The 14,125-nt window shown below is 60.4% G+C and carries 10 protein-coding genes; 2 read left to right on the top strand and 8 right to left on the bottom strand.

The window, feature by feature from the left end:
* From KI237_RS17275 to KI237_RS17265, 3 genes are all read right to left on the bottom strand, one after another.
* Entirely contained in the window at window positions 1–714 is a 714-nt protein-coding gene (locus KI237_RS17275; protein ID WP_212796295.1) for a FadR/GntR family transcriptional regulator, read from the bottom strand.
* A 90-nt stretch (window positions 715–804) separates the two neighbouring features.
* On the bottom strand, window positions 805–2,331 hold the full coding sequence (locus KI237_RS17270; protein ID WP_212796294.1) for a UxaA family hydrolase: 1,527 nt from the start codon (window positions 2,329–2,331) through the stop codon (window positions 805–807).
* 11 nt (window positions 2,332–2,342) lie between these two features.
* Window positions 2,343–3,353 carry a zinc-binding alcohol dehydrogenase family protein gene (locus KI237_RS17265; protein WP_212796293.1) on the bottom strand — a complete coding sequence of 337 codons (1,011 nt, stop codon included), beginning with the start codon at window positions 3,351–3,353 and terminating at the stop codon, window positions 2,343–2,345.
* A gap of 369 nt (window positions 3,354–3,722) precedes the next feature.
* Between KI237_RS17265 and treA the strand changes: the two genes are divergently transcribed.
* Window positions 3,723–5,351: an alpha,alpha-trehalase TreA gene (gene treA, locus KI237_RS17260; RefSeq protein WP_212796292.1), complete on the top strand. Its 1,629-nt coding sequence runs from the start codon at window positions 3,723–3,725 to the stop codon at window positions 5,349–5,351.
* 95 nt (window positions 5,352–5,446) lie between these two features.
* On the opposite strand, the gene KI237_RS17255 is transcribed toward treA, so the two are convergent.
* Window positions 5,447–6,400, bottom strand: a complete 954-nt coding sequence (locus KI237_RS17255) for a GGDEF domain-containing protein (protein ID WP_212796291.1) — start codon at window positions 6,398–6,400, stop codon at window positions 5,447–5,449.
* A gap of 3 nt (window positions 6,401–6,403) precedes the next feature.
* Entirely contained in the window at window positions 6,404–7,414 is a 1,011-nt protein-coding gene (locus KI237_RS17250) for a response regulator (RefSeq protein WP_212796290.1), read from the bottom strand.
* A 354-nt stretch (window positions 7,415–7,768) separates the two neighbouring features.
* Here KI237_RS17250 and KI237_RS17245 point away from each other — a divergent pair, with 354 nt between their 5' ends.
* Entirely contained in the window at window positions 7,769–10,141 is a 2,373-nt protein-coding gene (locus tag KI237_RS17245; RefSeq protein ID WP_212796289.1) for a putative bifunctional diguanylate cyclase/phosphodiesterase, read from the top strand.
* Between the two features lie 75 nt (window positions 10,142–10,216).
* Here the strand turns inward: KI237_RS17245 and KI237_RS17240 are convergent, their stop codons facing one another.
* From KI237_RS17240 to KI237_RS17230, 3 genes are all read right to left on the bottom strand, one after another.
* Window positions 10,217–10,654 (bottom strand): type 2 periplasmic-binding domain-containing protein, encoded by a 438-nt coding sequence (locus KI237_RS17240; protein WP_212796288.1) that lies wholly within the window; start codon window positions 10,652–10,654, stop codon window positions 10,217–10,219.
* 11 nt (window positions 10,655–10,665) lie between these two features.
* Window positions 10,666–11,904: a porin gene (locus KI237_RS17235; protein ID WP_212796287.1), complete on the bottom strand. Its 1,239-nt coding sequence runs from the start codon at window positions 11,902–11,904 to the stop codon at window positions 10,666–10,668.
* A 90-nt stretch (window positions 11,905–11,994) separates the two neighbouring features.
* Window positions 11,995–13,857 (bottom strand): ATP-binding protein, encoded by a 1,863-nt coding sequence (locus KI237_RS17230; protein ID WP_212796286.1) that lies wholly within the window; start codon window positions 13,855–13,857, stop codon window positions 11,995–11,997.
* Window positions 13,858–14,125 lie beyond the last annotated feature (268 nt).

The raw sequence follows: 14,125 nt of genomic DNA, 5'->3' as shown, positions 1-14,125 counted from the left end.
TTAGTCGTGGCTGTCTTCCGGTTCCAGCGCTCGCAGCCAACGGTTCTCCGAACGGCTCAGATGCTGGCGCATGGAGGTTTGGGCGCCGAGCACATCCTTGTTGGCCACGGCGTGCAGGATCGCCTCATGCTCGACGACCGCGGCTTCCCACGTCAGGGCATTCTCCGAGTGTTTGCTCAGGTGAGCCGAAATCGGGTTGTGTCGTTCATCAAACAGCGCAGTGATGATCCGGACCAGAGCCGAGTTGCCGCTCATCTTGGCCAGGCGCTGATGGAAGCGACGGTCATCCTCCAGCGGAGGCAGGCCATTGGCAATGCTTGCGCGCATGGCATCGATACAGTCCTGCAGATAGCGGTAGTCGCTTTTCTTGCCATGCAAACAGGCCAGGATCACTGACTCACCTTCGATCAAGGCGCGTGCCTGCATCAGTTCCGAGGGGCTCTCGCCCAAGGTCATGCTCTGGTTTTTTCCGTCCGTGGGCTTGGCTCGCACGTACACGCCGGAGCCCATCTTGATCTCGATGTCGCCGTCAATTTCCAAGGCAATCAGCGCCTCGCGAAGCGACGGCCGGGAGACACCCAGCAGTTGGGTCAAGTCACGCTCGGGGGGAAGCCTGGAGCCTGCCTTGAAATCGCCCTGGGCGATGTAGTTGCGCAGTTGATCGGCGATTTTCTGGTACGGCTTTCGCTCGGCGGCGTTGATCGGTGAAACCATGGGGGGCGTCCATCGGAGAGTCCGCAAAGGCTACCATAGGCGCTTGATGGTATTCATTTATGTGGGAGCGGGTTGCAATGACCCGGTCATTCACATCACCGCGCCGATCTGCCAAGGCAGGAACTCGTTATCGCCCAAGCCGTTTTCCTCACTGCAGGTGCGGTGTCCGGACGCCGTCTCCAGCATCAGTCGGAACAACCGCTCACCCGCCTGCGCCACCGACTCCAGGCCATCGACAATGCCGCCGGCGTTGAAATCCATGTCCAGTTCCATGTGTTGGAACAGGCGGGTGTTGGTGGCGATCTTCAAGGAGGGCGTGGGCTTGCACCCGTAGGTCGAGCCGCGGCCCGTGGTGAAGCAGATGAGGTTCGCGCCTCCGGCCACCTGGCCGGTCGCGGACACCGGGTCATAGCCGGGTGTGTCCATGAACACGAGGCCTCGGGCATCGACCGTTTCGGCGTATTGGTAAACGCCCATCAGCCCGCTCGCACCGGCTTTCGCCACGGCGCCCAGGGATTTTTCCAGAATGGTGGTGATGCCTCCGGCCTTATTGCCCGGCGAAGGGTTGTTGTTCATATCGCCGTCGTGGTGGCGGACGTAGGCTTCCCACCAGTGGATCCGCTCCATCAATTTTTCCGCGATTTCAGCAGACGCCGCACGGGCCGTCAGCAAGTGCTCGGCCCCATAGATTTCCGGTGTTTCCGAAAGAATCGCGGTGCCGCCATGTTGCACCAACAGGTCCACGGCCGCGCCGAGTGCCGGATTGGCCGTAATGCCTGAGTAACCATCCGAGCCGCCACATTGCAAACCGACGCATAAGTGGCTGGCGGCGACGGTCGACCGTTGGTATTGGTTGATGACCGGCAGCATCGCTTCAATATGGGCGATGCCACGTCGCACCGCTTCGCGAGTACCGCCTTGCTCCTGAATGATCAGGCTGGCCTTGAGCACCGCGCGGCGATCGCCCAGTTCATTCATCAACGGGGTGAGTTGATTGACCTCGCAGCCCAGGCCGATCAACAGCACGCCGGCGAAGTTGGCGTGATCGGCATAGCCGCGCAAGGTGCGTTTGAGGATGTCGATGCCTTCACCCTTGGCGCCCATGCCGCAGCCGCTGCCGTGGGTGATCGCAACGACGCCATCGACGTTGGGAAACTCTTTCAGGCGTTCTGAAGAAAAGGCATTGGCGATGTGTTTGCAGACGGTCGCCGAGCAGTTGACGCTGGAAATGACACCGATGTAATTGCGCGTACCGACGCGCCCATCCTCGCGCACGTAACCCTCGAACGTGGCGGGATCATTGCTCAATGAGGTGGGTACATAGACGTTCCGTACGCGGTGTTCGGCATTGGTGGCGGGCATGTCCAGGTTGTGCACGTGGACGTGATCGCCGGGCTCGATGTCCCGGGTTGCCTGGCCAATGGTCTGCCCGTATTTGAGCACCCCTTGGCCGGCCAACACCGTGCGCAGGGCGATCTTGTGGCCGGACGGGACCGGCTGGCGGGCGACCAGCACGATACCGTCGGCGCTCAGCGGTTGCCCTTGGGCAATATCGCCCCGGGCCACGGCAACATCATCACCGGGGGTTAAAACCAGTAAGGAAGACGGCAGGTTCATGGTGCGTCCTCCTAGCACTCGATGATTGCTTTGACGACGCCCTGCTTGGGGTCGAGCAAGGTGCTGAACGAATGGGCAACGTCGCTGAGTGTCAGGCGATGGGTATTGAGGGCCTTGTCCGGAATCAATCCATTGCGCAAGCATTCCTCTACATGGCGGAAGTCTTCCTGGGTGGCGTTACGGCTGCCCATCAGCGTGGCTTCACGCTTGTGGAATTCAGGGTCGGAGAAGGTGATGGAGTCCCGCACCACCGAAATCATCACATAAGTGCCGCCGTGGGCGATGAACTCGAACCCGCGTTCCATGGCCCTTGCGTTACCGGTGGCATCGAACACGACATCGAAAAAATCACCCCCCGTCAGTTCAGCCAGGGTCTGCTTGTCGCCTTCGCCGATGTGCACGGCGGCGTGGATATCCAAATGTTGCTTACAGAACGCAAGACGATCCTCACGGGTATCCAGGACGGTGACCTGCGCCCCCCGCAGGCTGGCGAAGATTGCCGCCGCCATGCCGATCGGCCCCGTGCCAACCACCAGCGCGCGTTTACCCGCCTGGACATTTGAGCGCCGCACAGCGTGCGCGCCGATGGACAGGAACTCGATCATCGCCGCCTGATCAAGGGAAACACCCACAGCCTTGTGCACGAACTCGTGGGGAACGCTCAGGTACTCAGTGAACGCTCCATCGCAATGAACCCCTAGCACTTGAATGCGGGTGCAGCAGTTGGTCTTGCCCTGGCGGCAGGCGATGCATGTCCCGCAGGACAGGTAGGGCATCACATAGACCACATCACCGATGGCGAGGTCGCTGGCGCTGTCCGTCTCGTCTACGACCCCGGAAAACTCATGGCCCATGACGCGCGGATATTCGAGGTACGGTTGATTGCCGGTGAAGATGTGCAGGTCGGTGCCGCAAACCCCGACGCGCTTGACCCGGATAAGAATCTCTCGCGGTTTCCTGAGGGGCTTTTCACGTTCGATGGCGGTTAACGAACCGGGTTCGTTACAGATGACAGTCAGCATATCGATGCTCCTTGGCTGGCGTGCGGGCGGTGGCTGCCTGCAGGCGGGAGGAGGGTTGTGAGCGCACGGCTGCCGGGACCGGGGCTCTCTTTTTTGTTGTAGGCGGGCGGTGACCTGCACCGATGACCTTGGCCCGAAACTACACGCCGCAAAAAATATTGGCAAGACCAATTAATAAAAATATTGATTGGACTGACCAATATGAAATTTGTAGCGCCGGTTCTGTTTCTCGATTTTCCCCAAAGGCGTGCCAGGCAAGCAGCAGGCATTTGCAAGCCTACGGACCTGGACGGATTCAAGTTCATTGAACCCAGGTTCATCCCGGCAGGTCACTCGTTTGTCAGGAACGACAACAGGATGGAGCCGCCGATGCGACCTATGTACCTCACCAGCCTTTCCTTTGCCGCGCTGCTGTGCGTGGCGTGTTCAAGCCAGCCGCCCGCGACATGGAGCTATGCAGACGCTCGGGCACGGGCCAATCTCCCCCCCGACCAAGCCTATCCCGAGCTGTTTGAAGCGGTGCAGCGCGGGCAAGTGTTCACCGACCAGAAACATTTCGTGGATGCATTGCCCAACCGGGATCCCGCGCAGATCCGCGCCGATTACCTGGCCCAACGTCACCGCGATGGCTTCGATATCAAGGCCTTCGTGAAAGACAACTTCATCGAATCCGGCGAAGCCGAAAGCCCGGCACCCAAGCCCGGCGCTCCGATCCAAGCACACATCGACAACCTCTGGCCGGTACTGAGTCGGTCCTACAGCCAGGTGCCGGCCTACAGCAGTTTGTTGCCCCTGCCGCAGCCCTATGTGGTACCCGGCGGACGTTTTCGCGAGATGTATTACTGGGATTCGTATTTCACCATGCTGGGGCTGGAGCAGAGCGGTGATAAGGCCCAGGTCCGCCAGATGACCGACAACTTTGCCTACATGATCGACACCTACGGCCACATTCCCAACGGCAATCGCACTTACTATCTGAGCCGGTCGCAGCCGCCATTCTTTGCTTATATGGTGGAGTTGCAGGCGCGTATCGAGGGCGACCAGGCCTATGGACGATACCTGCCGCAGTTGCAGAAGGAATATGCCTATTGGATGGAAGGCGCCCAGGCACTCAAGCCCAACGCGGCCGCGCGGCACGTGGTCAAGCTCGCCGATGGCAGTGTGCTCAACCGCTATTGGGATGCCAGCCCGACGCCCCGACAGGAGTCCTGGCTGCAAGATGTCAGCACCGCCGAGCAGGCGTCGGACCGGCCCAGGGAAGAGGTCTGGCGAGACCTGCGCGCCGGGGCCGAAAGTGGCTGGGACTTCAGCTCGCGCTGGTTGGACGATGGCCAGAACCTGGCGAGCATTCGCACCACCGCTATTGTGCCCGTGGATCTGAACAGCTTGATCTATCATCTCGAAAACACCATCGCCAAAGCCTGCGAAACGGTGCAGAACACCCCCTGCGTCCGGGCTTATGGCCGGCGCGCCGAACGGCGCCAGCGTGCCATCGAGAAGCATTTGTGGAATGCCGACAAAGGCTTCTACGTGGACTACGACTGGCAACGTAACCAGCAACGCCAGCAGCTTACGGCCGCGACGCTTTTCCCGCTGTATACGGGCCTGGCATCTGTCGAGCACGCCAATCGCACCGCCGATGCCGTACGTGATGGCCTGTTGCGCCCCGGCGGCATCGCCACCACCCAGGTCGGTAATGGCCAGCAGTGGGACGAGCCCAATGGCTGGGCACCGTTGCAATGGGTCGCGGTGGAGGGACTGGACCGATACCGGCAAACCGCCCTGGCGCAGCAAATTGGCAGCCGCTTCTTGCAGCAAGTCGAGAGCCTTTACCGCAAGGAAAACAAGCTGGTGGAGAAATACGATCTGTCCGGGCGCGGTGACGGTGGGGGAGGCGGTGAGTATGAACTGCAGGACGGTTTCGGCTGGACAAACGGGGTGACGCTAAAGCTGCTGGGTAAATATGGCGAAGCTTCCCCAAGCCTTGTGGCTGAGTGAATGCCAATGACCCCCTGTGGGAGCGAGCTTGCTCCCACAGGGGATCAGTGGTGTGGGTCAAATCTCATCATCACTTCGGTAAAAATGTGGGTAACTCATTCATGCACCGTCACCCGGTTGCGCCCGGTCTTCTTCGACGTATACAGCGCCTGGTCCGCCCGGGCGATCAGCTCGGCGTGGTCGTTCGAAGGCTGGCTCAGGTCGGCCACGCCCAGGCTGATGGTGAAACGGATGGTCTGGTCGTTGTACACCACCTCCAGCGCCTCCACGGAGTGCCGCACGCGTTCGGCGAAAGTTTGTGCACCGCTGCTGTCGGTATCCGAAAGCACCACGGCAAACTCTTCACCGCCATAGCGCCCGACTACATCGGAGTCGCGCGCATGTTCGCGTAGCAGCCTGGCGACTTGCTCGATGACCTTGTCGCCGGCCTGGTGCCCGTAGGTGTCGTTGACCCGCTTGAAGTGATCGATATCGAGCATCACCAGGCTCAACGCGTGGCCGTAGCGCTGGTGCCGGGCGTAGGCGGCTTTCAGGTTGCTCTCCCAATGACCGCGATTGTACAGCCCTGTCAGCCGATCGGTGCTGGAGAGTTGCTGCAGCTGCGCGTTGGCGGCCTGGAGCTGATGCCGGTTGGCGGCGACGTCGGTGACGTCATAGATCACCAGGCAGATGTGCTTGATGGTGTTGTCAGGCGAGCGCAGCGGCAGCAGCGTGGTGTTCTGGTACATGAACGCTTCCTGGCCGGTGATCGGCTGGTAGCTCTTGAACCGAATCAGGTACGGGCGCTGCTCCCAGACCGTGAACGCTGGCGTGCCCAGGGTCGCGACACTTTCCACCTTGCGGCTGAACCATTGCCGATCGATTTCAGGGAACAGGCTGAAAAAATGCTGGTTGTGGGCATCCTTGGGCTGCACCCCGGAGCGATTCTCCATGAAGGTGTTCCAGACCTGCACGCGGTACTCGCGGTCGAGCACCACGACACCGACGTCGATGCTCTGAACGATGGCCAGCAACCAATGAAACTCGTTCAGATCGATGGAATCGTTCATGGCTCAGCTCATCAGGTAGGCGAGTTTGTGGGTCAACCGTTCGATGGAGTCTTCCGTGAACAGCAGCAACAGGTCGAAGCGAATATCGTGCCCTTCCAGGCTGTAGCTGATTTCCACCGCCAGGGTCTTTTTCCAGTGCTTGCGGTTGACCTGGATCAGCTCCTCGATGGCCGCGTGCTGGCCGAGGATCTGCGGATGGCCCTGGGAAAACACCACATCGATCTGTTCGGCAATGCTGCTCAGGCACGCACCGATCAAGACGCTGGAAAGGTCCAGCAACATTTCCAGGTCTGAATAATCGGCGCTCTCGCGCTGCATCAATTGCGCGATGTCGGCGATTTCCGAGTCATGGAATATCAGCAGGGCTTCGCCGGCGATGCCGCTGCCGATGAAACCCTGGCAGATGGCCGTGAGTTGCTGGGAGCTGCCGACGTCGTTGAGCGCCATATGCAGTTCACCGACCTCGAGGATGTTCACGTTCGGCACCGGCAACTGCACGAAGACCCCTAGTACCTTGGCGATCAGGGCTGCTGCCCGGCCGATGGCCACGTTGACCGTCTCGCGGAACACGTCGTGAAAACCGATGGCCGTGTTCATGGCCGAACGATTCTGCAACGGCACCTCGCTGGCTTGGGCCAGTAGCCCCAGCCGCTCCAGTGTCTGGCGCAGGTCGTTTTCGTCGAACGGTTTTTTCAGGAACGCCAGCGCGCCCAGCTCAAGCACGCGGCGCACCGCCTCGTCCTGGACGTCACCGGAAATCACGATGACTTGTGCCTGCAATCCCTCGGCGCGCAAGGCGCTCAACACCTGGTAGCCATCCATCTCCGGCATGGTCAGGTCGAGCAGCACCACTTGCCCCAGGCCTTGGCGTATGGCGTCCATGGCCTGGCGCCCGTTGACCGCCTCGGTGACCGAAACCGGCCAGTCTGTCGGCAGCGCGCGCAACACCTGTTTGCGCGCCATGTTGGAGTCGTCACACACAACCAGGGGAATCAACGGCACAGGGGCATCCATTGGCGTTCAATGGCAGGGGAGGTTCTACGTACATCATTCATAGGCAGGCAGGGGCCCTTTGATTAACGAACGGGATTTACCAAGCATTACGTCCTGCATGAAAGACCTGCGGGACGCTGTTGTATTAAAAACTGGACCAATAAGTCAGGGGAGTCAACTGCACTTCGTCATTACAACCACCGCAAAGCCACGGTCGGCGTGCCGATTGGCAGTGGCAGGCACAGTTTGTGGTCTATAGTTTTCTGCAGGTTCGGAATCCTTCAGTGCCTGCGACCAGCAACCACGGACGCCTCGCAGCGTTGCCGCGTCGGATACCCGCAGGCCGTCAGCAGTGAACAATGCAGGGAGCACACCATGGCGATCCAACGGGCGAGTGCACTGACGTCGGCCCAGGATGTCGCCCCTCGTGAAAACGTCCTGTCCGATGCGACGAGCAATCGGTTGCGGCGCGGCTTCGACCAGGTCAGGGAAGCCTACGTTCTGTTCCCGCTGCTGGCGGCTTTCCTGTTGTTGGTCATCTGGGCGGGCACCCTGTACCTGATAAAGGTTGAACGAGCCCGCGCGCAGCAGGGCATCGCCGAGGCGAGCCTGGAAATCGGTGCCACCTACGAAGCGCAGATTTTACGCGCGGTGCGTGAAATCGATCAGACCCTCAAGCTCGTCAAGTACACCTACGAGTCCGAGCGCGAGCCAAACCCGCTGCCCAAGCTCAAGGCGCGCGCCTTGCTGCCTTCACCTTACTTGTTTGATGTCAGCGTGGCTGATGCCAGTGGTCTGGTCGTGGCCAGCACTCAGTCGAGCGAGCTCGGAAGCCGGATCGCCAAGCAAGAGCTGCAAACGGTGGGGCGTGACACTGCACTGTCGATCAGTCGTCCGTGGAAAAGCCCGACGACGGGGGAGTGGAAGTTGCGTTTCAGCCGGCGACTCGACACGGGGGATGGCGCATTCGCCGGGATCGCCATGGTCGAAGTCGATGCGGCCTATTTCGTCAGCAGTTATGACACCTCGCAGCTTGGCCATCAGGGCTTGCTCGGCCTGCTGGGCATCGACGGCGTCTTTCGGGCACGGCGCAGCGGGGAAGCGATATCGGCCGGTGACGAGGTCGATTATGCCGCCGTGGTGCCGGATACCGAAAACACCGAAGCCGTACGCTCGATCAATGGGTGGGACGGTGTGCGGCGCTACACCAGTGCCCGCCAGCTCTACGATTTTCCGCTGGCGGTGATCGTCGGGTTATCCGAAGAAGAACAACTGGCCACGGTGACCCGGCAAGCGCATACCTACCTCTGGCGCACGACCGGCGGCAGCCTGTTGCTGGTGCTGTTGGCGGGGCTGCTCGCCCGGATGAGCTGGCAACTGGTGCAAAGCCGACTGCGCGCTGGCGAAGCGAAAATTGCCTACGCCGAAAATGTCGAGTACCTGGCCTATCACGACGGCCTTACGGCGTTGCCCAATCGCAGCCTGTTCAGCAAGCTGTTGAGCCAGAGCATCGGCGAGGCGAGTCGTTATCATCGGCAACTGGCGGTGCTGTTCCTTGACCTCGACCGCTTCAAACAAGTCAACGATACGCTTGGGCACGATGCCGGCGATCAATTGCTCAAGGAGGTCGCGCTGCGACTCAAGGCGTGCCTGCGTAGCAGCGATACGGTGGCCCGATTGGGTGGCGACGAATTCGTGATCCTGCTGCCGGAGCTGTCCGATGACAAGGACGTGGCAACCACCGCCCAGAAAATCCTTGGCGCCATTGCCCGGCCCTTCAACCTCCAGGGCCAGGAGTTCCGGGTGACCGCCAGTGTCGGCATCGGTGTCTTCCCGCAGGATGGCCTGGACGAGCAGACACTCAAGAAAAACGCCGACATCGCGATGTACCAGGCCAAGCAATGCGGCAAGAACAATTTCCAGTTCTACTCCGCGAAGCTGAACGCGGACTCTCTGGAACGGTTGACGCTGGAGTTGAGCTTGCGCCACGCGTTGGAGCGCCATGAGTTCCAGCTTCACTACCAGGCCAAGCGAGATATTGGCAGTGGTCGCATTACCGGCATGGAAGCGCTCCTGCGCTGGAATCATCCGGACCTGGGTATCGTGGCGCCGATGCAATTCATCCCCGTGGCGGAAGAGACCGGTTTGATCGTGTCGATCGGCAAGTGGGTGCTCAAGACCGCCTGCCTGCAAAACGTGGCCTGGCAGCAACAGGGATTACCGCACTTGGGCATCGCCGTGAACCTCACGGCACGGCAGTTTGCCGATGAGAACCTGCTCACGGACCTGGCGCAGATATTGGCCGAAACCGGTATGGATGCACGTCTGCTGGAGCTGGAAATCGCCGAGAGCCTGCTCATGCAGGACGTCAAGAGAGCGTTGAGCGTGTTGACCGGGCTCAAACACCTGAAGGTCCGCATCGCCATCGATGATTTCGGCATCGGCTATTCTTCGCTCTCTGCGCTCCAGCAGTTTCCGCTGGATGTCATCAAGATCGATCGCTCGTGTATCTGCGATACCAGCAGCGTGTCGGAAGACAAAGCCTTGACCGAGGCCATTATCGCCATGGGCAGGACCCTCAGCCTGACCGTGGTGGCCCAAGGCGTGGAAACCAAGGAGCAGGCCGATTTCCTGCGCGACAATGCCTGCGACGAGTTACAGGGCTTTTACTTCAACAAACCGGTTCCTGCCGATCAGTTCAAGGTGTTGCTGGAAACCCAGGCGGCCGACACGCGGCTTGATACGTAGAGGCCCATACTCATCATGGGATGAATCCCCTCGCCACGGATTCATCTGCTTTCTCAAGTGAACAGCATGACGTACTCATTGCGCGTCAAGCGGCAGCGCCCTGACGCTGCCGTCCACCTCCCGAGCATCGATATAGCCAATCGTGCCGGGGTTCTCTGCAACACGCTTCTTGACCTCCGAGCTGCTTGAAACAGCCTGGGGTGGTTGGCCTCTGCCGGTAAAGATGATTTTCGACCAGTGCGCCTTGAGCTGGGAGGCGGACTTGCCCGTGAACGTTGTGTAGAACTCATCGCGGGTCGGCGAATCTTCCGTCAGGTCAATGGGAATTGCTTGTCCGCCGTCGGGGAAACGACTGGTCTTGCCGAGGAAAATATCCGCCACCTGATTGCGCGCGAGCGCTTTCACCGAGCTGGACGTGGCGACGACCACGACCACCTCGGCCTTGACGGCAGCGCTGGCTGCGCACATGGCCAGCCCCGCTGCGGCGAATCCAATGAGCCTCACACACCACATGGCCCGCTCCATCAGAATACAAAATCGACAGCTAGGCTGATGACGTTGAATGAGCCCCCGGGCTCGAAGTCCGATTGGGGGTTGATCAACGGACCGACCGAGTTGCCCTTGAAACGTGTGTAATCGTATTGAAGTTTGGCGTCCATGCTCTTGGTGAAATCCCAGCGCACGCCCAGGGAAAGGGTCTGCTGGCCTTCGTTTGAGCCCAGGACAGAGTTGAGCGCACCGTTGAGCTGCGCGGCAGCACCCGCCAAGGCCGGTGGCAAGGCCGATGTCGTCAAGCCCGGGCTGGAGACTTCTGTTTCGGTCTTGGACCGAGCGTAGGTGACATAGGGGGTGAACGCTTCAATGCGGTACCCGCCACTGATGTACCAGGCGCTGGTCCTGCCCAGGCCGGAACGGCTATCCAGACGCCCCCATTCGCTCATGACGAACCAATCGCCCGGATCATAGCTGGCGCCTACGCCGAAAAAATCGACGGGCGTGTCATCGGAGTCGTAGCGATCGGCGATGGCGACGCCTTCTGCACCAAACTCCCTGAACGTATCGAAGAGTGAGTTGAACGACTCCAAGGTCAGGTCGGCTTTCATGTAGGTGATGCGTGTGGTGAGGGCATCGAACTCGGTGGTGTTGGTGATCCCCCATAAATTTCTCGTCAACGCCTTGCCGACCCCGTCGGGTTGACGGCTGTCGGTCTGGCCGTAGTGAGCGTGCACGGTGTTGCTGATTTCATTGACACGAAACCGGTAGCTACCATCGAGGCCGTCGCTGCTGGAGATCGGCATCAAGCTGTAGACCTCCATGGGCGCGCGCACCCAGGGCAGGGTGTAGCCGACTTTGCGGGTGTCGGACACCAGGAACGTCGGCAACACGGTACGGCCAATGCGAACGTTGAAATCTGGCGTGAACTGGTACTTGATGTTGGCCCACTCGACAAAGGGCCGGTAGCTGTTGTCGTAGCGCTGCTCCGAAATGACCTGCACCACGGCCGATAGCTGCGGGGTGAAGGTGGCGGTCAGTTGAGCACCGATCAGGCTGTCGACATCGGCGCTCCAGTTGCGTGAATGGCCGGCGCCGTTGGGCTTGAAGATACTGGAGGTGAAGTCGGCTTTTTTCTCGCTGGAATGGACGATCCCCACCGTGCCGAAGCTGCTCAACGAGAACATCGATGTATCGGCTGTGTCGGCGCTGACGCCGCCGGCATACAGCGTCACGACAGCCAGGGCCAGTGTATTGGGTCTTGTCGCCATAGGGTCAACGTGACCTCGTTGCATGAATCGCCATTCGTCTGTTCCTTGTAACGTTGGCTGAAACCGCGCTAGCACGCACCGAAGCGTAGTCTAAAGCGCCAATGTGAGCGTAAAGGTCGCACCGGTTCCCGGGCCATCGCTGTGGGCTTCCAGCGAGCCGCCCATTTCCATGGCCGCCAGGACGCAGCTATGCAGACCAAAACCATGGCCATCCTTGCGCGTGGTAAAGCCATGGGCAAAGATTCGCGTCAGGTTCTCGGGCGCGATGCCTTCGCCATTGTCGATGACCTTGATCACCAGGGTGTCTCCTTGGGTCATCTCACTCTGAAGAATGATTTGATGGGCAAGCTGCGGCTTGTCATCCATCGCCCTGCTGGCGTTTTTTATCAAATTGACCAGGATCAGCAGCACCCGGTGCTTGTCCAACAGCAGCAAGGGCGTTTCGGCAAAGTTTCGTACCACGGTGATCTGGCGCGCCGCGATGATGCCGGCGTTCATGCGCAGGGCATCCTCGATCAGCTCCTGTATCTGTACGGTTTCGGCGATGCTGGAGGTGCCTGCATACGATTGCTGGGCGGAGACGATTTCCTTGATGTGATCAACGCTTTTACTCAACTGGCCGAGCTCCTCGGTCATGCTCTGTTGCTCGATTGCAAGCGCGTCCACCAGTTGGTTCAGGTAGCCGGGCAGCAGCTTGCCTTTTTCGTCGTGGGAGATGAAGTCGCCGAGATCCTCGGCATGCTCGTTCATCATTTGCACCGCCTTGCCAAGCCCCAAGGCCTTGCTGGTACGCAGCTTGCGGGTGACCAGGTCGGCGGAGATATTCACGCTGTTGAGCACGTTACCCACGTTGTGCAGGACGTTGGTGGCGATTTCGGCCATGCCGGCCTGGCGGGCGGCCGCGGCCAGTTGCGTCTGGGCTTCGGCGGCGCGCAAACGGCTTTGCGCCAGTTGCCAGCTCATCCGGGCGAGCAGGCTCACCAACAACACCAGCACCAGGCTGCCGCCCGCAGCGCGCCAGAGATAGGTACGCGCCTGCAGGTTCACCGCGGCCAGTTGCTCTTGCTCGGACAACCCGACAATCACCGCCAACGGAAAGTCGTAGAGCTGACGGGCACTGGTGTAGCGTCGCACCCCGTCCCATCCATTGACCGAGAGCACGGCCTCGGTGTTTTCGGCGTCTGGCACCACCGCGCTGTAATCGACCGTGTCGCCGGCCAGTACCGTTTCCCCGGTGCGCCGTACGCGGAAGATGCCGTCGGTGCCAAGGAGTCCGAGCGCACCCTGGTCGCCGAGTTTCGAGGCGTCGTAGCTGCTGACGAAATAGGCGGCATCGACCTCGACCCTGGCGATCCCGGCAAGCCCGCCATCCGCCGCGTCGAGTCGCCGGCTGAAACGCAGGCGCCATTCTCCGGTGACTGGGCTTTTCCACGGGTGACTGATGGACAATGAGTCGCTGTGCCGCAGCGTTTGCTGCTCATCCGGGTCAGCGATATTTTCCAGGTCGTTGACCCGCGTGCTCGCCACGAGCTTGCCGTCCGGGTTGACCACGCTGACGTCAAACACCAAGGCCGGCGGCAACAAGGCTCGCTCCTGGAGCCGACGCAGGGGATTGGGCTCGCCCTCGGCCTCGTAGGTGTATTTGACCAGCTTGAGGGTTTGATCGATTTCGTGAATGGCGCGCAACATTTGCGCTTCGTAGGTGGCGCCCATCTCCAGGCTCGCCGTCGCGGCGCTCTGTTGCGCGCGAAGATGTTCAACCTTGATCAGGTACAGGGTGGCGGTCCAGATGGCCAGCAACAGCAGCGCGGCCAGCAGCGGGAACAGAATGTAGGCTTCCTTGGCCTGGTCGAAGCCGCGTCGAAACACGCTGGCCTCGGTATCGCCGTCCATCTCTGCATGATGGGCAGGGCCAGGGGCCAACCTCAGTGTCTCAGGCCGCTGGATCGGCATGGTGTGCTCCCTGCATTAGTCACTACCGAAGGCTGGTGGGCATCCGACATGGTTGCGGCTCGAGGGGGTGTTGCTCCTATGGCCCGAGCGAAACTCTGGATCTGTCAGGAACTATAGACCACAAACTCTGCATGCCAATGTGTGAACAGGGATGTTGTGTCGCGCAGGAAGGGGCTTGTTTTCGCTGTAGGCGCTGGCGAAGCCTGCGATCTTTTGATTTTGATTTTGATCTTTCGCTCTCGACTCAATTGAGTTTGGAAAGATCGCA

This window comes from Pseudomonas sp. St316 (genome assembly GCF_018325905.1).
GTDB lineage: Bacteria > Pseudomonadota > Gammaproteobacteria > Pseudomonadales > Pseudomonadaceae > Aquipseudomonas.
The sequence above is the reverse complement of the archived record's forward strand: the minus strand, read 5'-3'. Positions and strand labels throughout refer to the sequence as shown.

Bases quoted from the DNA above. Each gene is read 5' to 3' on its own strand.
- KI237_RS17275 (WP_212796295.1), bottom strand. From the start codon at position 714: ATGGTTTCACCGATCAACGCCGCCGAGCGAAAGCCGTACCAGAAAATC.
- KI237_RS17270 (WP_212796294.1), bottom strand. From the start codon at position 2,331: ATGAACCTGCCGTCTTCCTTACTGGTTTTAACCCCCGGTGATGATGTT.
- KI237_RS17265 (WP_212796293.1), bottom strand. From the start codon at position 3,353: ATGCTGACTGTCATCTGTAACGAACCCGGTTCGTTAACCGCCATCGAA.
- treA (WP_212796292.1), top strand. From the start codon at position 3,723: ATGCGACCTATGTACCTCACCAGCCTTTCCTTTGCCGCGCTGCTGTGC.
- KI237_RS17255 (WP_212796291.1), bottom strand. From the start codon at position 6,400: ATGAACGATTCCATCGATCTGAACGAGTTTCATTGGTTGCTGGCCATC.
- KI237_RS17250 (WP_212796290.1), bottom strand. From the start codon at position 7,414: ATGGATGCCCCTGTGCCGTTGATTCCCCTGGTTGTGTGTGACGACTCC.
- KI237_RS17245 (WP_212796289.1), top strand. From the start codon at position 7,769: ATGGCGATCCAACGGGCGAGTGCACTGACGTCGGCCCAGGATGTCGCC.
- KI237_RS17240 (WP_212796288.1), bottom strand. From the start codon at position 10,654: ATGTGGTGTGTGAGGCTCATTGGATTCGCCGCAGCGGGGCTGGCCATG.
- KI237_RS17235 (WP_212796287.1), bottom strand. From the start codon at position 11,904: ATGGCGACAAGACCCAATACACTGGCCCTGGCTGTCGTGACGCTGTAT.
- KI237_RS17230 (WP_212796286.1), bottom strand. From the start codon at position 13,857: ATGCCGATCCAGCGGCCTGAGACACTGAGGTTGGCCCCTGGCCCTGCC.